The sequence below is a fragment of the Comamonas sp. Tr-654 genome (genome assembly GCF_011752915.1).
Lineage (GTDB): Bacteria > Pseudomonadota > Gammaproteobacteria > Burkholderiales > Burkholderiaceae_C > Comamonas.
In genome coordinates, this window is record NZ_VWWQ01000001.1 from 1,088,641 (window position 1) to 1,107,018 (window position 18,378).

At 59.8% G+C, this 18,378-nt stretch carries 20 protein-coding genes and 1 tRNA gene; 3 read left to right on the forward strand and 18 right to left on the reverse strand.

Features of this window, described 5'->3' with window-relative positions; all coding sequences use genetic code 11:
* On the reverse strand, positions 1–420 hold the full coding sequence (locus tag F3J24_RS04970) for a hypothetical protein (protein ID WP_205244603.1): 420 nt from the start codon (positions 418–420) through the stop codon (positions 1–3).
* 127 nt (positions 421–547) lie between these two features.
* Between F3J24_RS04970 and F3J24_RS04975 the strand changes: the two genes are divergently transcribed.
* Complete coding sequence (locus F3J24_RS04975; RefSeq protein WP_167003186.1) at positions 548–793, forward strand: hypothetical protein; 246 nt, start codon at positions 548–550, stop codon at positions 791–793.
* Positions 794–812: 19 nt separating this feature from the next.
* On the opposite strand, the gene F3J24_RS04980 is transcribed toward F3J24_RS04975, so the two are convergent.
* The 10 genes from F3J24_RS04980 to aceA all read right to left on the reverse strand — a co-directional run bounded on the left by F3J24_RS04980 (position 813) and on the right by aceA (position 10,882).
* Positions 813–889, reverse strand: a tRNA-Pro gene (locus F3J24_RS04980).
* A gap of 30 nt (positions 890–919) precedes the next feature.
* On the reverse strand, positions 920–1,369 hold the full coding sequence (locus tag F3J24_RS04985) for a MerR family transcriptional regulator (RefSeq protein ID WP_167003188.1): 450 nt from the start codon (positions 1,367–1,369) through the stop codon (positions 920–922).
* A 216-nt stretch (positions 1,370–1,585) separates the two neighbouring features.
* Complete coding sequence (locus F3J24_RS04990) at positions 1,586–1,912, reverse strand: integration host factor subunit alpha (protein ID WP_012838976.1); 327 nt, start codon at positions 1,910–1,912, stop codon at positions 1,586–1,588.
* Positions 1,913–1,940: 28 nt separating this feature from the next.
* Positions 1,941–4,394: a phenylalanine--tRNA ligase subunit beta gene (pheT, locus tag F3J24_RS04995; protein ID WP_167003190.1), complete on the reverse strand. Its 2,454-nt coding sequence runs from the start codon at positions 4,392–4,394 to the stop codon at positions 1,941–1,943.
* A 162-nt stretch (positions 4,395–4,556) separates the two neighbouring features.
* A complete protein-coding gene (gene pheS, locus F3J24_RS05000; RefSeq protein WP_167003192.1) occupies positions 4,557–5,612 on the reverse strand; it encodes a phenylalanine--tRNA ligase subunit alpha in 1,056 nt (351 codons plus the stop codon).
* Between the two features lie 200 nt (positions 5,613–5,812).
* Positions 5,813–6,172 (reverse strand): 50S ribosomal protein L20, encoded by a 360-nt coding sequence (gene rplT, locus F3J24_RS05005; protein ID WP_003053572.1) that lies wholly within the window; start codon positions 6,170–6,172, stop codon positions 5,813–5,815.
* 26 nt (positions 6,173–6,198) lie between these two features.
* Positions 6,199–6,402: a 50S ribosomal protein L35 gene (rpmI, locus tag F3J24_RS05010; RefSeq protein ID WP_003053571.1), complete on the reverse strand. Its 204-nt coding sequence runs from the start codon at positions 6,400–6,402 to the stop codon at positions 6,199–6,201.
* Positions 6,403–6,594: 192 nt separating this feature from the next.
* On the reverse strand, positions 6,595–7,227 hold the full coding sequence (infC, locus tag F3J24_RS05015) for a translation initiation factor IF-3 (protein ID WP_080569844.1): 633 nt from the start codon (positions 7,225–7,227) through the stop codon (positions 6,595–6,597).
* Between the two features lie 82 nt (positions 7,228–7,309).
* Positions 7,310–9,229: a threonine--tRNA ligase gene (gene thrS / locus F3J24_RS05020; protein ID WP_167003194.1), complete on the reverse strand. Its 1,920-nt coding sequence runs from the start codon at positions 9,227–9,229 to the stop codon at positions 7,310–7,312.
* A 321-nt stretch (positions 9,230–9,550) separates the two neighbouring features.
* Positions 9,551–10,882 carry an isocitrate lyase gene (aceA, locus tag F3J24_RS05025; protein ID WP_043004066.1) on the reverse strand — a complete coding sequence of 444 codons (1,332 nt, stop codon included), beginning with the start codon at positions 10,880–10,882 and terminating at the stop codon, positions 9,551–9,553.
* A 509-nt stretch (positions 10,883–11,391) separates the two neighbouring features.
* Between aceA and F3J24_RS05030 the strand changes: the two genes are divergently transcribed.
* Positions 11,392–12,303 (forward strand): DMT family transporter, encoded by a 912-nt coding sequence (locus F3J24_RS05030; RefSeq protein ID WP_167003196.1) that lies wholly within the window; start codon positions 11,392–11,394, stop codon positions 12,301–12,303.
* A 13-nt stretch (positions 12,304–12,316) separates the two neighbouring features.
* Here F3J24_RS05030 and rraA read toward each other — a convergent pair whose 3' ends face one another.
* A complete protein-coding gene (gene rraA, locus F3J24_RS05035) occupies positions 12,317–12,832 on the reverse strand; it encodes a ribonuclease E activity regulator RraA (protein WP_167003198.1) in 516 nt (171 codons plus the stop codon).
* A 91-nt stretch (positions 12,833–12,923) separates the two neighbouring features.
* On the reverse strand, positions 12,924–13,193 hold the full coding sequence (locus F3J24_RS05040; protein ID WP_167001624.1) for a hypothetical protein: 270 nt from the start codon (positions 13,191–13,193) through the stop codon (positions 12,924–12,926).
* Between F3J24_RS05040 and F3J24_RS05045 the strand changes: the two genes are divergently transcribed.
* Positions 13,111–13,419, forward strand: a complete 309-nt coding sequence (locus F3J24_RS05045) for an SWIB/MDM2 domain-containing protein (RefSeq protein ID WP_003053560.1) — start codon at positions 13,111–13,113, stop codon at positions 13,417–13,419. The two genes, F3J24_RS05040 and F3J24_RS05045, sit on opposite strands and share 83 nt — an antisense overlap.
* 151 nt (positions 13,420–13,570) lie before the next feature.
* Here the strand turns inward: F3J24_RS05045 and F3J24_RS05050 are convergent, their stop codons facing one another.
* From F3J24_RS05050 to F3J24_RS05070, 5 genes are all read right to left on the reverse strand, one after another.
* The gene (locus F3J24_RS05050) at positions 13,571–14,974 is read right to left on the reverse strand and encodes a sulfite reductase subunit alpha (protein WP_167003200.1); all 1,404 of its coding nucleotides are present in this window, start codon (positions 14,972–14,974) and stop codon (positions 13,571–13,573) included.
* Complete coding sequence (locus tag F3J24_RS05055) at positions 14,971–16,089, reverse strand: FAD:protein FMN transferase (RefSeq protein WP_240154248.1); 1,119 nt, start codon at positions 16,087–16,089, stop codon at positions 14,971–14,973. The genes F3J24_RS05050 and F3J24_RS05055 overlap by 4 nt, the downstream gene beginning before the upstream one ends.
* A gap of 84 nt (positions 16,090–16,173) precedes the next feature.
* Positions 16,174–16,974: a DUF4198 domain-containing protein gene (locus F3J24_RS05060; protein ID WP_167003204.1), complete on the reverse strand. Its 801-nt coding sequence runs from the start codon at positions 16,972–16,974 to the stop codon at positions 16,174–16,176.
* Between the two features lie 161 nt (positions 16,975–17,135).
* A complete protein-coding gene (locus F3J24_RS05065) occupies positions 17,136–17,657 on the reverse strand; it encodes a DUF2271 domain-containing protein (RefSeq protein ID WP_003053552.1) in 522 nt (173 codons plus the stop codon).
* Between the two features lie 28 nt (positions 17,658–17,685).
* Positions 17,686–18,336 carry a PepSY-associated TM helix domain-containing protein gene (locus F3J24_RS05070; RefSeq protein ID WP_167003206.1) on the reverse strand — a complete coding sequence of 217 codons (651 nt, stop codon included), beginning with the start codon at positions 18,334–18,336 and terminating at the stop codon, positions 17,686–17,688.
* Between the last annotated feature and the right edge of the window lie 42 nt (positions 18,337–18,378).

An 18,378-nucleotide genomic window follows, 5' to 3' on the forward strand; every position in this document is an offset into this window, starting at 1 on the left:
TTATCCCTCTTGTTTGACTCCGACCGGGCAATGCGATGTCTGGCCCGCCAACGAATGTGCGAGAGCAATCGGAGCGACCTCTACAAGTCGCTCCCCGCGGAAGCTGGTGTTGATGTGGACAGGCTCGCTGCTACCCGGCAAGGCATCGCAGACGGCCTCAGAACTCGCAAAATGGAACTCTGTAACTCTCTTGCTCACAACCTTTGGCGTCATGCCAGCGCCGCGCAGGAGACTGAAGCTCAGGTCAAGATTGTTGCCTGATCGACAAAACTCATCACTTTTGCCTGACAAGCCACCGCTCGGCGGTGCTGAAGGGATGGCGTTACCAAACCCGGGGTCAAACAAATCACGCGGATAGGCTGTGAAGCGGCGATAGGCTAGACACAGCGCATTTGGAGATTTTCCTTTCCACGAGAGCAAGGCGGAGCCTCCGGTTTCCGGCCGGTGTTCTTGACGCATAACCTTGCATACGAAGCCGTGCGTTGATGGTTGATCTCCTGGCAACACCATCAAACAATTGGATTCAGTTGCAAATCTAGCACAACGCATGCAAGAATTTGTTTCAAAAATCACTCAAACAGCCGAACTTCGAATTTTTTGCCTGGATTTGGCAATTCTTTTCATTCCTGCTTTATATCAAAGAAACCAAGAATCAATACCGCATCCGCCCTCGTTATTCCCGCTGGGGTTAACGCAATCGGACGAAATCAGACCGGTTCCTACAGGAAAGTCGTCATCAAATGCTTCACACCGTATCGCTGCGGCAATAGAAAAAGGGCTTCTGACTCGATAGTCAGAAGCCCTTGCCTAATTGGTCGGAATGGCGGGATTCGAACTCGCGACCCCTTGCACCCCATGCAAGTGCGCTACCAGGCTGCGCTACATTCCGAAGAATTGAATTATACACAGAAATTCGACATCAAAGAGAAAGCAGCGCCCTGATCTGCAAAAGCTCTTCCTTGACCTCTTCCATGCCCATGACACCGGCGGGCTCTGCGGGGTCGTGTTGCAGCATTGCGCTCAGCAAATGGCTCTGCGCCAGGTCCTGTCCCGGCACGGGCAGTGCCGACTGCGCAAGCGCCGCCTGCGGCTCGACCGCCCTGCCGTGGCCCGTCACCAGTTCGCGCAGACGATTTCTTGCACCGCTGATGGTGAAACCCTGCTCGTACAGCAGCTCCCGGATACGACGCACCATCAATACCTCGTGGTGCTGGTAGTAGCGGCGGTTGCCGCGCCGTTTCATGGGCTTGAGCTGCACAAACTCCTGCTCCCAGTAACGCAGCACATGAGGCTTGACGTCGCACAGATCCGCGACTTCACCGATGGTGAAATAGCGTTTGGCAGGAATTGCCGGCAAAAATGAAGCCATGGCTGGTTGCAAGCAGTCGGTGAAGGGACGAGTGAAAGATAGGCCATCACGCCTTGCGCAAATCCGGATCAGGCACAGGGTGCACTCCTGCCTGCGCAAGTCCTAGCAATATAGCGCGAAGAGCTGACAGGACCTTGCACCGCACGCGACGCAAGACTGTCAGCTCTTCAATGACCAATGCTCCGCTTGACAGTGCATCAGCCGTGTGCCAATCGCTTAAGACCCCGAACCCTCGCCCTGGATCAGCTCCTTGAGCTTGCTACTGGCATGGAAGGTCACCACGCGGCGCGCAGCGATGGGAATAAGCTCGCCGGTGCGCGGGTTGCGACCGGGACGTGGCGCCTTGGTGCGGATCTGGAAGTTGCCGAAGCCCGAAAGCTTGACATCTTCGCCTTCCACCAGCTTTTGCGAGATCAGGTCGAAAAACGCATCCACCATGTCCTTGGCTTCGCGCTTGTTCAGACCGATTTCGTCAAACAGCAGATCGGCCAGCTGCGCCTTGGTCAGCGCGGGGCTGTCGATGCTCTCTACGGCAAGCTCCATGGGGCGATCTCCTTGTGGATTGAACATATCAGCGCAGACGAGCCGCAACGCGTTCGACCAGGGCCGCAATGGTGCCCTGCATGGCGGCCTCGATTTCCGCATCGGTCAGCGACGCGGTGTCGCTGCCCAGCGTCAGACGCACGGCCAGGCTCTTCTCGTCCTGGGCCAGGCTGCCCGGCGCCGCTTCCTCGCCAGCCTTGAGCTTCTTGGGACGGAAGACATCGAACAGCACGGCCGAGCGCAGAATGCCGCCCTGCACACCTTGCTGAACGGCTTCCATCACCTGGGCGTGGGTCACGGCTTCCTTGACGACCACGGCAATGTCGCGCTCCACGGCCTGGTGCTTGGCCACGGGCTTGAAGACGGGCACCTGACGGGCCAGCACGGCATCGAGCTCGAGCTCGAACATCACGGGAGCCTGGGCCAGATCCCATTCCTGGCGCCACTGGGGATGCAGCTCGCCGACAAAGCCGATGGCCTTGCCATCCAGCAGCACGCGTGCGCAGCGGCCGGGGTGCATGGCCGGATGCTCGGCGGGCTCGAACACGGGCTTGGCCGGGGCCAGCAGTGCTTCCACATCGCCCTTGACGTCATAGAAGTCGACCTTGGCTTCTGCCCTGCCCCACTGCAGCTGGTCGGCAGCGCCGTAGGCGAGACCCGCCACGCGCATGGGCTGATAAAAGCCCTTGACCGTGGTGTCGGAGTCGACCACGGACTCGTCCTTGAAGAACACGCGACCCAGCTCGAACACGCGCACGCGCTGAGCCTTGCGGTCCACGTTGAACTTGAGCACCTGCAGCAGCGAGCCCAGCAGGGACGAGCGCATCACGCTCAGATGGCTGGCAATGGGGTTGAGCAGCTTGATGGCATTGTTGTTGCCGGCCAGCTCCTGCTCCCACTTTTCTTCGACAAAGCTGAAGTTGATGGTTTCCTGGTAGCCCAGGCCCGCCAGCTCGTGGCGCACGGCATAGGGGCTGCGCTCGTTCTCGGCGCGCAGCTTGGGCGAAATCGGGGCCAGCGGCTTGGTGGTCGGCAGGTTTTCATAGCCGATCATGCGGGCCACTTCTTCGATCAGATCCTCTTCCAGATTGATGTCGAAGCGGAACGTAGGAGCAGTCACCGAAATCACGCCTTCCGAAGCCACAGTCGCAGGCAGACCCAGGCCATTGAGCGCATCCAGCACCTGCTGCTGAGTCACGGCCATGCCGATAACCTTGGCCGCACGCCCCACGCGCAGCTGCACGGCCTTGGAGGCGGGCATATTGGGCTTCTGATCGTCCATGGCACCGACTTGCGTCTCGGGCATGCCGCAGATTTCCAGCACCAGCGCGGTGATGCGCTCGATGTGCTCGGTGGTGAACTCGGGGTCCACGCCGCGCTCGAAGCGGTGACCGGCGTCGGTCGAGAAATTGAAGTGGCGCGAACGGCCGGCCACGGCCTTGGGGAACCAGAATGCGGCTTCGATGTAGATGTTCCTGGTGTCGTCGGACACGGCCGTGGCGTCGCCACCCATGATGCCGGCCAGCGACTCGACCTGCTTGTCATCGGCAATCACGCCGACCTTGAGGAAATCGTCGATCTTGATGGTGTTGCCGTTGAGCAGCTTGAGCGTTTCGCCCTCCTTGCCCCAGCGCACATTCAGGCCGCCGCTGATCTTGTCCAGATCGAAGATATGGCTGGGACGGCCCAGTTCGAACATCACATAGTTGGAGATGTCCACCAGCGGGCTGACCGAGCGCTGGCCGCAACGCGCCAGACGGTCCACCATCCACTGGGGCGTCTTCACCCGCGTGTTGACATTGCGCACGATACGGCCAGAAAAACGGCCGCACAGATCGGTCGCCTCGATCTTGACCGGCAGCTTGTCCTGCAAGGCCACGGCCGCAGCGGGGAAGGACAGGGCTTTGAGAGGCGTGCCGGTCAGCGCCGACAGCTCGCGCGCCACGCCGTAGACGCTCAGGCAGTGCGCCAGATTGGGCGTTAGCTTGAGCGTGAACAGCGTGTCGTCCAGATTCAGGTACTCGCGCACGTTCTGGCCCAGAGGCGCATCGGCGGGGAACTCCAGCAGGCCGCTGGCATCTTCGTCAATGCCCAGCTCCTTGGCCGAGCACAGCATGCCAAAGCTCTGCACGCCGCGCAGCTTGCCGATCTTGATCTTGAAGGGCTTGCCATCGGCACCGGGCGGCAGCTCAGCACCCACGGTAGCGCAGGGAATGCGGATGCCCACGCGCGCATTGGGCGCGCCGCAGACGATGTTCAGCAGCTCGGGGCCGCCAACGTCGACCTGGCAGATGCGCAGGCGGTCGGCGTCGGGGTGCTGCACGGCTTCCTTGATTTCACCGACCACGATGCCGGTGAAAGGAGGCGCCACAGGATCCAGCTCTTCCACTTCCAGACCGGCCATGGTCAGGGTATCGGCCAGCTGCTGGGTGGTCAGATTGGGGTTGCAGTATTCGCGCAACCAGGATTCAGGAAATTGCATAGTCAGACTCTTTGGCGTTCATGCCAGTCGCACCGCAAGCGGTCTGCCACTGGCTGGGCATGCGTATCTCAAAAAGATGAGCTATTAGCGATCTGCATATAAGGATTTCAACATCAAAACTATCTGAAATCATTTCATAGCATACGCTAGCAGCTCACTTTTTCATTGCTGAAACTGCGACAGAAAACGGATGTCGCCGTCGAAGAACAGGCGCAGGTCGTTCACGCCATAACGCAGCATGGTCAGGCGGTCGGGGCCCATGCCAAAGGCAAAGCCGATGTATTTCTCGGGATCCAGGCCCATGTTGCGCACCACATTGGGGTGCACCTGGCCGGAGCCCGCCACTTCCAGCCACTTGCCGGCCAGCGGGCCGCTCTGGAACTGGATGTCGATTTCGGCCGAAGGCTCGGTGAACGGGAAGAAGCTGGGACGAAAGCGCAGCACCAGATCATCCTGCTCGAAGAAGGTCTTGCAGAAGTCGGTGAACACGACCTTCAGGTCCTTGAAGCTCACGTTCTCGCCGATCCACAGGCCTTCGCACTGATGGAACATGGGTGAGTGGGTGGCATCCGAGTCCACACGGTAGGTGCGGCCGGGGGCAATCACGCGGATCTCGGGCATGGTCTGGCCGGCATCGAGCGCGTTGCGGTAATTCTTGACATGCTGCACGGCATGGCGCACCTGCATGGGGCTGGTGTGCGTGCGCAGCAGATTGGGCGCGTGCTGGGTGCCGCCTTCGACATAGAAGGTGTCGTGCATGGAGCGCGCGGGATGGTCTTCAGGCGTGTTCAGCGCCGTGAAGTTGAACCAGTCGGATTCGATCTCGGGGCCCTGGGCCACATCAAAGCCCATGGAGCCGAAGATGCCCTCGATACGCTCCATGGTGATGGAGACGGGGTGCAGCCCTCCCGCGCCACGACGGCGACCGGGCAGAGTCACATCCAGCACCTCGGCCTTCAGATGGGCCTGCAGCTCGGCGTCTGCCAAAGCTTTGCGACGGGCGGTCAAGGCCGCTTCGATCGCTTGCTTGGCCACGTTGATGGCGGCACCGCGCGACTTTTTCTCTTCGACGGAAAGCTGCGCCATGCCCTTCATGAGCTCGGTCATCTTGCCCGACTTGCCCAGAAACTGCGCCTTGGCATTTTCCAGATCAGCGGGGGTGTGGGCTTGCGCAAACAGTTGCTGTGCGCTTTCGACCAGAGAATCCAACTCGTTCATATCGACTCTTTATCGACTTGTAAAAATAAACAAGGGCTAGTGCCTTTTCAAGCCCTAGCCCTTGCTGTTTGTGCATCAGCAGCTACTGAACAAGACACGACTTCTGCAATCAAGTTCAAGCAAGAAGCTCGCCCATCGGCAAATGCCTTTGGGGATTCTTGTCTGCAAAAGTCCTACAAGAGTAACTACCGATCGTGACCTCAGGCAGCCAGCTTGGCCTTGACTTGGTCGACGATAGCTGCAAAAGCAGCCTTGTCGTGCACGGCGATATCGGCCAGCATCTTGCGGTCGATTTCGATGGCAGCCTTCTTCAGGCCGTTGGCGAATTGGCTGTAAGTCAGACCCAGTTCACGTGCAGCAGCGTTGATACGAGCGATCCACAGCTGACGGAACACGCGCTTCTTGGTACGACGGTCACGGTAGGCGTATTGACCAGCCTTCATGACCGCTTGCTTGGCAACGCGGAAGACGTTACCACGGCGACCGCGGAAACCCTTGGCCAGATTCAGAACTTTTTTGTGACGGGCGCGAGCCGTTACACCACGTTTGACGCGAGGCATGTGTTTTCTCCTAGTTCGTCAGTGAATTACAGGCCTGCGGAAGGCAACATCTTTGCGATGGAGCCCATATCGCCGGAATGCACGTTAACAATGCCACGCAGGTGACGCTTGTTCTTCGTGGTCTTCTTGGTCAAGATGTGACGCTTGAAGGCTTGACCGCGCTTGACGGTACCACCGGGACGAACGCGAAAACGCTTCTTCGCGCTGCTCTTGGTCTTCATTTTGGGCATGTGAATGCTCCTATTGAATTTGTGCTCGCAAGGCGGTGTGCAACCCGCACACACTTCGCTGGCCTCCGAGGCACTTGTTTGTCAGTCCGGCCAGGCCGGGCTGACTCTTGCAGGCAAGCCTGCAAATTCTTTGTCTGCCGCACAAAACAAAAGTGGGCCAAGCCCACTCTTGCCGGAAAGGCAAAACCGCAATTATGCCTTATCTGCAGCCTCAGGTGCAGCAGCGACACCATCACCTTGTGGTTTTGCACCACCAGCAGGCTTCTTGCCACCTGCACGAGCCGGCGCAACCATCATGATCATCTGACGGCCTTCCAGCTTGGGGAACTGCTCCACCTGGATGGAATCAGCCAGATCGTCACGCAGACGGTTGAGCAGATTCAGACCCAGCTGTTGGTGCGTGATTTCACGGCCGCGGAAACGCAGCGTGATCTTGCACTTGTCGCCCTCCGCCAGGAAACGGCGGATATTGCGCAGCTTGATGTTGTAGTCACCATCATCCGTACCAGGGCGGAACTTCACTTCCTTGATTTCGATGACGGTCTGCTTGGCCTTGGCTTCAGCAGCCTTCTTCTGTTCCTGGTACTTGAACTTGCCGTAATCCATCAGACGGCAGACTGGGGGAGATGCGTTGGCCGCAATCTCCACCAGGTCGACATCCAACTCGCCGGCCATGCGCAGCGCTTCTTGCAGCGGCACGATGCCCAGCGGCTCGTTGTCGGGACCAGACAGACGCACTTCAGGCGCCATGATTTCTCGGTTCAGTCGATGCTTGCGCTCTTCACGGTGGCGCCGATCGCGAAATTCAGTAGCTATGGTTTTCACCCTTGGATTGAAATGGCTACAACAGCGTAGCCGGCTAGCGTGCCTTGCACGCTGACCGGCTCGCCACAAAAATTAATCTGCTTCAGGCCTTGGCCGTGATGTCCTTGGCGAGCAATTCAATGAATGCATCAACCGACATCACACCGAGGTCTTTGTTACCCCGGGCGCGCACTGCAACCGCACCAGCAGCCTTCTCCTTGTCGCCTGCGACAAGGATGTAGGGCAGCTTCTGCATGGAATGCTCGCGTATTTTATACGTAATCTTTTCGTTGCGCAGATCTGTCACTACCCTAAGGCTTTGATTCGGCAATGCTTTTTGCAGCTTCTGCGCAACTTCCTGCGCATAGTCGGCCTGAGCGTCCGTGATATTGAGCACAGCAGCCTGCACGGGAGCCAGCCAGGCAGGCAGCGCGCCGGAGTGATGCTCGACCAAAATGCCGATGAAACGCTCAAGCGAACCCAGAATCGCGCGGTGCAGCATGATGGGACGATGGCGCTCGCCATCCTCGCCCACGAATTCCGCATCAAGACGCTCGGGCATGTTCGGATCCACCTGGATGGTGCCGCACTGCCATTCACGACCCAGCGCATCCTTCAGGGTGTACTCGATCTTCGGGCCGTAGAACGCGCCCTCGCCCGGCAGATACTCGAACTCGCAACCCGATGCACGCAGACCTTCGGCCAGCGCGTTCTCGGCCTTGTCCCAGGCTTCATCGGTGCCGATGCGCTTCTCGGGACGGGTAGACAGGCGATACAGGATATTGGTGAAACCGAAGTCGGCATACACCTTCTGCAGCAGCGAAGTGAAAGCCGTCACCTCGGCCTGGATCTGGTCTTCGGTACAGAAGATGTGACCATCGTCCTGAGTGAAGGCACGCACGCGCATGATGCCGTGCAGCGAACCGGTGGGCTCGTTGCGATGGCAGTTGCCGAACTCGCCAAAGCGCAGCGGCAGATCGCGATAGCTCTTGATGCCTTGCTTGAAGATGATGATGTGGCCCGGGCAATTCATGGGCTTGAGGGCATATTCACGCTTTTCCGAATCGGTAGTGAACATGTTTTCACGATACTTGTCCCAGTGGCCGGTCTTCTCCCACAGGCCCTTGTCCAGAATCTGCGGAGCCTTGACTTCCTGGTAGCCGTTGTCCTGATAGACGCGGCGCATGTACTGTTCGACCTGTTGCCAGACTGCCCAGCCCTTGGGGTGCCAGAACACGGTGCCGGGTGAATGCTCATCGATGTGAAACAGATCCAGCTCGCGCCCCAGCTTGCGGTGATCGCGCTTTTCGGCTTCTTCCAACCTGAACAGATAGTCCTTGAGCTCGTCTTTGGTCGCCCAAGCGGTACCGTAGATGCGCTGCAGCATCTCGTTGCGGTGGTCGCCACGCCAGTAGGCACCGGCCACCTTCATCAGCTTGAAGTGCTTGAGCTTGCCGGTGCTGGGCACGTGAGGGCCGCGGCACAGATCCTCGAAAGCGCCTTCGCGGTAAAGGCTCACATCTTCATTGCTGGGAATGGAGGCAATGATCTCGGCCTTGTAGGCTTCGCCGAGCCCCTTGAAGTACTGCACGGCCTCGTCGCGCGGCAGCACGCGACGCACCACCTGCTCGTCCTTGTTGGCCAGCTCGGTCATCTTCTTTTCGATGGCAGCCAGATCTTCGGGAGTGAAGGGGCGCTTGTACGAGAAGTCGTAGTAGAAACCGTTATCGATCACAGGGCCGATGGTGACCTGGGCATCGGGAAACAGCTCCTTGACGGCATAAGCCAGCAAGTGAGCAGTGGAGTGACGAATCACTTCCAGACCATCGGCATCCTTGGCGGTGATGATGGACAGCGGCGAATCCTGCTCGATCACAAAGCTGGTGTCCACGACCTTGCCGTTGATCTTGCCGGCCAGTGCGGCCTTGGCCAGGCCGGAGCCGATCGAAGCAGCGACTTCAGCGACCGAAACCGGGCCTGCATATTCGCGCTTGGAGCCATCGGGGAGCGTGATGTTGATCATGAAATTCCTTGTCAAACCAAATTTGTGTGGGGGAAAGCCAGCGCCAGAGCTTTGGAATCGCCTGAAAGCAAAAAGCGCGGAACCAGTCCGCGCTTTGATGAGGGTGTCGAGAAATCTCGGGCAGGCGCGAACCGCCAGCTGCCGTCAGCAGCTGAAATACATCTCCGATGTAGTTCGCGGTGTCATAACCGTTGATGCCTTTCTCGCCCTTGTGAATTGAAGTCGTGGCATTTTAACCCGGCAATCAAAAAAGCGCCCGAGACTTTCGCCCCGGGCGCATAACCCCTTTTTTACCTAGACAGAATCACGATTCATCGTGGCTCAATGGAACTGCTCTTCCTCAGTGGAACCGGTCAGCGCCTTGACGCTGGAAGAGCCGCCCTGGATCACGGTGGTCACGTCGTCGAAGTAACCCGCGCCCACTTCCTGCTGGTGCGAGACAAAGGTGTAGCCCTTGTCACGTGCCGCAAATTCGGGCTCCTGAATCATTTCCACGTAGTGCTTCATGCCCTCGCCGCGAGCGTACTCATGGGCGAACTTGAAGGTGTTGTACCAGTTGCTGTGAATACCGGCCAGCGTGATGAACTGGAACTTGTATCCCAGCGCGGACAGGTCTTCCTGGAAGGAGGCGATCTGGCTGTCGTTGAGGTTCTTCTTCCAATTGAACGAAGGCGAGCAGTTGTAGCTCAGCAGCTTGCCGGGGCAGGCGGCGTGCACAGCCTGGGCGAATTCGCGGGCAAAGCCGATATCGGGCACGCCGGTTTCGCACCACACCAGATCCGCGTAGGGAGCGTAGGCCACGCCACGGCTGATGGATTGCTCCAGGCCGTTCTTGACGCGGTAGAAGCCTTCCTGAGTGCGCTCGCCGGTCAGGAACGGGATGTCATTCTCATCGTGGTTGCTGGTGATCAGATTGGCCGCTTCGGCGTCGGTACGAGCCAGCACGATGGTGGGCACGCCCATCACGTCGGCTGCAAAGCGAGCCGCGATCAGCTTCTCGACCGCCTCACGGGTGGGCACCAGCACCTTGCCGCCCATGTGGCCGCACTTCTTGACCGCAGCCAGCTGGTCTTCAAAGTGCACGCCAGCAGCGCCCGCCTGAATCATGTTCTTCATCAACTCAAACGCGTTGAGCACACCGCCAAAACCGGCTTCCGCGTCAGCCACGATGGGCAGGAAGTAGTCGATGAACTCCTTGTCGCCGGGGTTGATGCCCTTGCCCCACTGGATTTCGTCGGCACGCTTGAAGGTGTTGTTGATGCGGCGCACCATGGTGGGCACGGAGTCGTAGGCGTACAGCGACTGGTCGGGGTACATGGTTTCGGACGTGTTGCCGTCGGCGGCCACTTGCCAGCCCGACAAGTACACGGCTTCCAGACCGGCCTTGGCCTGCTGCATGGCCTGGCCTGCAGAGATGGCACCGAAGGCGTTCACATAGCCCTTCTTCGAGCCGCCGTTGATCTTGTCCCACAGCACATCGGCACCACGCTGGGCCAGGGTGTACTCGGGCTGCAGGCTGCCGCGCAAACGCACCACATCGGCGGCGCTGTAGCCGCGCTTGACGCTCTTCCAGCGTGGGTTCTGTGCCCAGTCTTTTTCGAGGGCTGCGATTTGCTGTTCACGGCTCAGTTGCTGAGTCAGGGATTGGGGCATGGTGCACTCCTTAGCGGTTAAACAAGATGGGTTGGTGTTCGTCCTTGGGATTTACTTTATGTCTGCGACGCTTTTTCTCAGAGTCTTATGTCTTATAAAAGACTTAAATTTATTTTCAATAAAATCAACATTTTATTTTTATTTTTCACAATAAGAAAACGAATTTCTCATATCGAGAAATTTTGCGGCAGCGCAGCATTTCATTTTTCCATAATACGAAATTGAATTCTTGCTTCATGAAAAATTGGCGCAGTCCTGGCCTTCAGAACCGGAATCTCTCCGGTGCGGCACGAAACAAGCCTCGCCGTATGCACTGAAGCGCTCATTTGCCAGCCGCATCGCCCGGTTCAACGCACTTGAACAAAAACAGGTGACACGGCAAAGACAGGGCGCCAGTCACGCGTTAGCCAAAAAGCAACAGTTCCCTGCGCCCGCGCCAAAAGCATGCGACAGCCCTGCCACACTGCCTTGCCACCTTCTTCTCCCTCTGAACTTCATCGCGCCACCCCATGCATACGCCCAGCCGCCCACTTGCCTATCTTTGCCTGGCGCTCAGCATGTCTCTGGTGGGCAGCTATGTGGCCCTGTCCAAGCCCCTGGCAGCCATCTTTCCGGTCATGTTGCTGGCATGGCTGCGCTTTGGCATCGGCACCGTGGCCATGCTGGGCTGGCTCAAGCCCCCTGCACACGAGGCGTCTCTGACCCGGCAGACCAAGTGGCTGCTGTTCTTTGAATCATTCTTCGGCAATTTCCTGTTCACGCTCTGCATGATCAGCGGCGTGGCCATGACCAGCGCCGTTACAGCCGGAGTGACCATGGCTGCGATTCCAGCCGCCGTCGCCATCATGAGCTGGCTTTTTCTGCGTGAGGCCGTGGGCGCACGTACCTGGACAGCGATTGTTTTCGCGGTGGCCGGAATAGGACTGAACGCCCTGAGCAAAACCGATGGCAGCAACCTTGCACCCGCCACTCAGCAAGGCCTGGGCCAGTTGCTGTTGATTGCCGCCGTGCTCTGCGAAGCCGCATATGCCGTGATCGGCAAAAAGCTCACCGCCAGCGTAAGTCCCAAGCGTATTACCGCTCTGATCAATCTCTGGGGCTTTGCGCTTTCCGCTCCAGCCGGGCTCTATCTAGCCTGGCAGTTTGATTTTTCCCAGGTCTCGGTGCCTGCATGGGGCCTGCTGCTGTTCTACGCGCTGGCCGCCTGCGTCTGGACGGTGTGGCTGTGGATGACGGGACTGCGCGCCGTGCCCGCATCGCAGGCCGGCATTTTTACCGTGCTACTGCCTGTCAGCGCGGCGCTGGTGGGCATGCTGGCCCTTGGGGAGCGCATCAGCACCGTGCAGTTGCTGGCCTTCGGTATCGCCCTGACCAGCGTGGTGATTGCCACCTGGCCCAGCTCTTTGCAGATCAGGCGCTAGGCAGCATCAGCCATCAGGCAAGCAGGTTGCGGCGGCTAAGCACAATGCCGTCGGCATCGGCATACAGCCAGTCGCCCGGGCGAATCCACAGGCCGGAGATCTGAACATAGACATCGCGCAGTCCCTGGCCTTGCTTGACCGTCGGCATGGGGTTAAGTGCCAGCGCATACAGCCCCACAGAGGCAGCTTTCAACTCAGCCAGGTCGCGCACGCAACCGTAGACCAGTACCCCGGCCCAGCCGTTCTGGGCCGCCGATGCCGCCACATTGCCGCCCACCAGGGCGCGACGCAGCGAACCGCCGCCATCGACCACCAGCACGCGGCCATCACCGGGCTCGGCCAGCGCCGCCCGTACCAGGCTGTTGTCGTCAAGACATTGCACGGTGCTGACCTCGCCCATAAAGCCGACATTCGCTCCATAGCTGTGGAACACGGGTGGCAGGACGCGGAAATCGCTGCTGTCGTCGCTGATATGCGCATCGCAAAGATCGCAGGTGCTGAAGGGCAGAGAAGCCCGGGAATCGCTCATGAAAATCTCCACAGGGTCAGGTTTCGCCCATCTTGCCTCTAGCGCGGGCACTAGCACAAGCACAAGCGAGCACCCACGGAGAGCAACTTTTTCACAACACTCTCGAGGAAAAACCCATGAAAACAGGCGCTAAAAGGCCCGAGATCAACAAATCGAGGCAAAAAAACAGCTGACGAGCTTGGAAGAGCGATTTTTTGCCATTAGCATCAGACTCAGCCAGTGGATTGCAGCTGTATTTCGCTGGTGATAAGTCCACTACCCAATTAGGAATAAGCAAAATGGCAACTGCAAAGAAGGCACCCGCTGCAGCACCGGCAGCAGCTCCCGCCGCTAAGAAGCGCACTCCCAACGCTGCCTTCATGAAACCCCTGACACCCAGCGCTGCTCTGGCTGCCGTGGTTGGCAAGGACCCCCTGCCCCGTACCGAAATCATCAGCAAGCTGTGGGTCTACATCAAGGCCAACAACCTGCAAGACGCTGCCAACAAGCGCATGATCAACGCCGACGCCAAGCTCAAGGAAGTCTTCGGCAAGCCCCAAGTCTCCATGTTCGAGATGGCCGGCCTGATCGGCAAGCACGTCAAGTAAGCACTGCGCTTGCGCTGACCACAAAAAAGCTGGCCTGAGCCAGCTTTTTGTGTTTCTGAAGATGGCTGATGACCCTGCCCAACTTCAGGCCGGCCACAAAGCCACCGTGCGACATGCCTGCCCGGCAATGAAAGTGGTGTGTCTCAGGAACTCAATACACATCGCGGCGGTAGCGACCCGAGCCCAGCAACTCCGCCACCTTGGCCTCGCCCAGAATGGCCTGCAGCATCAGATGCACGCCCTGCCCCATGCCATTGAGGCTGCCGCAGACATAGATGGCCGCGCCACGCTCCACCCATTGCCGGACTTCCTCGGCATGGCTGCGCAGCAAATCCTGCACATAGCGCGAGTCCTTCCCGTTGCGCGACCAGGCCTGATCCAGCCGCGCCAATCGCCCCTGCTCTACCCACGTCGCCAACTGCTCGGCACACAAGGCATCATGCTGCGGGCTGCGCTCCCCGAACAACAGCCATTGATCATTTCGGTCTTGCTGCACACGTGCCTTGATGTGGCTGAGCAGACCTGCCAAGCCCGAGCCATTGCCTATCAGGATAAGCGGCCGCCCGGCATTGTCACCGAGCCTGAAGCCACGGTGCTCGCGCAGCGTCAGCGACAGTACATCTCCCTCTGCCATACCGCGGCACAGCCAGTGCGAGGCCAGCCCCGGCGAGCCGTCGTCACGCGTGCTCTCGCGCACCAGCAACTGCAGACTGCCGTCGGCCGCGATCGAGGCGATCGAATAGTCTCGCGCGCGCTCCGGGTCGGCGGGCACACACAGGGACACCAGATCGCCTGACTCCCACTGCGGCAGCTCGCCAGACTGCGGTGTCCATTCCAGCTGATACAGCGCCCCACCCTGGCTACCGGGATTGAGCAAACACCGCCGGCTGAGCACAAAAGCGACGCTGGCCGGCGCCTGCAACCAGTCCGCATCCGGCTCCTGAGCCGGTGCAGACTCGCCCAACAGGCTCTGCCTTATCTGCCCGACCTGGGCCTGCCAGCTCTGCAAACTCGGCCCATCCATATTGTCGACACAGATGAGATCGCTACGCGCGCCGCTGGTCTGCAGCCATTCGTGCACCTGCACACCAAAAGCACAGAACTCCTGATACTCGCGATCACCCAGTGCCAGCACCAGGCTTTGGTGCCGGGTCAGCACGGGCTGTTCAGCCATGAGTTGCTGCACGAAGCCCAGCGCATGGTCGGGCGCATCGCCTTCGCCCGTGGTGGACAGCATCCACAGGCTATGCGCATATTTCTGCAGCAGCTCGGCCGTCAGCTTCTCCACGGGCATCAGACGCACCTGAAGCCCGCCATCGACCAGCATCTTGGTCGTGGCACGGGCCAGAGCCTCGGCCTGTCCCGTCTGGCTGGCATAGGCGACCAAGACGGCAGGCGCCTGGGCATCGCCCTGAGATACCTGGCTCTGGGCTTCGTCGACCAGGCGCTGCCTGCGTACCCTGGAGCCGATACCCCAGCACATACCTGCATACGCTGCAACCAGGCCCATGGCGCCATAGATGCGCTCGGGCGTCAAAATCCATTCCACTGTCATGCCTCAAATTGGTTGATCCAGGCGGGCGTCTTGATCACCTGCCTGCGGGTCTCATTGCCATCGGATGCAAGATGCGATGTCAGCACGGCTGCAATCCCATGCTGAAGGGCAAAGTCCATACCTTGCTGAGGCCCCAGCACCGTGAGCACGGTGGCCAGGGCATCGGCATGCATGCACTCCTCATGAAACACCGTGACGCTGGCCAGATCATGCGCCACCGGCCAGCCGGTGCGCGGATCCAGCGTGTGCGAATAGCGCTTGCCAGCGTGAGTGAACTGGTGCCAGAAGTCGCCCGATGTGGCAAAGGCGCCCTCGCGGCAGGCCACGACCAGGGACTCCGCCTCGCTGGAGCCGCCCGTACCCAGCTGCACCTGCCAGGGCCGGCCATCGGGCCTCTGCCCCCAGCCGCGAAGCTCGCCGCCGATTTCGAACAGCCCCGCAGCCCAGCCCGCTGCCTGCAGCTTCTGCACCGCCCAGTCCACGGCAAAGCCCTTGGCAATGCCGCAAAAATCCAGCTCCAGACCGCCGCTCTGCTGCAGTTGCCGGGTCTGCGCATTCCAGTGCAGATTGCTACAGCCACTGGTCTGCAGCAGGCGCTGGATCTCATCACCAGGCGGAGTTTGCCCGTGATGCGGCTGCAAGGGGTTCTGGCGCGGGCCGAACCCCCAGAGCGATACCAGCGCCCCCATGCCAGGATCCATGGCCGCTCCAGACAATCGGGCCCAGTGCAAGGCCGCCTCCAGAACATGCGCAAACTCTACCGGCACCATATGTGTTTCACCGGGTCTTGCACGATTGAACCGGGTGATCAGCGAATCGCTCTCCCAGTTGCTCATCTGGGCGATGACATCCTCAAAGACCTGCTGCAACAGAGCCTGCACCGGCGCCATGGGCAGGTAGTCGGGGTTGACCAGTCGCAGCGACCAGTGCGTGCCCATGGTCTGGCCGGACAGGCGGTGAATGCGCCCATCCTGCTGGTGCTGCAGGCTTGCCGGCTTCCAGCGCTGCACGCCGAAATCCGGCGCCAGCGTACGGTCACGCATCTGGCTCTGCCCTTCAGATGAGGGCAGCTGCCAGAGACTGGCATCGAAGCGTACGCGGACAGGAGTGGTCATGGGCATGCGGACAAGGGCACAACAGCAGTGAAAACGACGACGCGCCCAGATCGGGCGCGTATTCAGTCCATCAAGCGACAGCGCTTAAGGCAGCACTTCCAGCGTAGCGACATAGCTCAGGCGGCGTTCGGTCGCCTTGGCAATGCTGGTCTTCTTGTCCGTGGCATCGGTATTGAGCCAGAACAGTCCTGCGCGGGGGAACTTGATCTTGACCTGGCCCTTGGCATCGGTCTTGAGCTTCATGGCATCCACACCGTCACGGTAGCGAATGCCGTCGGCCACCAGTTCCAGTTCCAGATCCGCAGCAGGCTTGCCATCGATCTGGAATTCGAAAGTCGCCTCTTCGCTGGCCACCAGATCATTGGGATGGGTCACGGGCTTGAGCTCCAGGCCCTTGCCAGTCAGCGCCAGCGCCGAGGGCTTGCCCAGGGACACAAAGGTTTCCATGCGACGCAGATTCTCGGTCACGCGCACCTCCTTGGCATCGGCAGGAATCTGCTTGAGGACTTCTTCCACCGAGCCACGCAGGCGCTTGGGCTGGCCGTTGGCATCCTTGTAACCGCCCATCACGCCGGTCATCAGCATGGTGACGCGGTAGGTGCCGGTCTTCTCGGGCTTGAAGTCGAACATGCTGCGCAGCTCGCCCTTGGCCACATTCTTCATTTCCACGGCCGAACCATCGGGCGCGGTGACCTTGACGGCATCCAGACCCAGCGGACGATGGTTGAAGAAGAACACGTCATTGGACACGGCGGCATCCACCGTGACCCAGTCAGACTTGGACAGCACGGTGCTGGAAGGCTTGAACCACAGATCATGCGCCTGGGCGCCCAGGGCTGCCAGAGCCAGAGTTGCAGCGACGATGGCACGAGTTTGGAACTTCATATCAGGTCCTTAAAAACAGAAAGGGGGACAAATCCGAAAATGAGGCAAGGCCCAGGCCAGGAACATCGAGCAAGAGCCGCCTCGCAGCGAAGGTGCTGCCCCCTCCGCAAAGCAGAGAGGGGAAGGAGCGGGCCCGCCTAGGCCAAGCGCCTTAGGGGCGATCAGGGCTTCAATTCCAGCTTGATAGCGCCCAGCTCGGTGCTGCCATTGGCGCTCAGGCTGGTGGCCTGCTTGACGGGCCACTCGAAGGGAATGGAGACCAGCTCGCGGCCGCCGACTTCACGGGCGGCTTCCACCATCAGTTTGTACTGACCGGGAGCCAACTGGGGCAGCGGGTTCTTGCCTTCGGCAAAGGACAGCGCATGGCTGCCCACAGGCTTGGTCGGCTGGGTCACGCCGTCGATGGGGAAGCTCAACTCACGGCCGGTACGGCGCCACCACTGGCGCATGTCCTTGAGCCACTTGGTGCCCTCGGCATTCTTCATCTTTGCGTCGTACCAGACGGACAGATTGGCTGCCACGCCGCCATCGGCCTTTTCCAGCCACACAGCAACATAGGGCTTGTGGTATTCGGCCACCTGCAACTGAGGCACGGTCACCGCCACATTCATGCCGCCCGCGAGTGCCGGCAGGCCCACCACGGCGCTCAATGCCACCGAGGTTTTGAAAATCCGCTTCGCCATTTTCTCTTCCTTCACAAAATTCTTGGACTCAGTGCACGAGCAGCAGAACCAGCAGGGCCGGCAGCACCAGCCCCAGACCCACCATGGGCCAGGTCATGGGCCGGCGCTGCGCATGCATCTTCAGAATCAGCAGACCCGTGATGCAGAACACCAGACAACCGACCGCAAAGATGTCGATGAACAAGCTCCAGGCACCGCCGGTATTGCGCCCCTTGTGCAAGTCGTTGAGGTAGGAGATCCAGCCCCGGTCGGTCTTCTCGTATTCGACCGAGCCCTCCTTCAGGTCCACGCGCAGCCAGGCATCGCCGCCCGGACGCGGCATGGGCACATAGGCCTCGTCCTCGCTCCATTCCACGACAAAGCCCTTGGCACTGACCTTGATCTGCTGAGCCAGCCAACCATCCACATCGGCAGGCATACCCACCGCATCCTTGCCTCCAGCCTGCAAGCCCTGCTTCTGGGCTTGCTGCAGCTTCTCGAGCAAGCCCGGGGGCAGCTGTGCATCACGCGATTCAACCTTGGGCTTGGACTCGATCTGCCCGGCGTGATTCAAGGTAAATCCCGTCACGGCGAACAACAACATGCCGATCAGGCAGATGGCGGAGCTGATCCAGTGCCACTCATGTAATTTTTTGAGCCAATACGCCCGCTGCGGAGCGTTGGAGGAAGCCGCGGTCATTCAGAACTTTCTGGGATTGCATCGCCGCCTGGCCGAACCGGC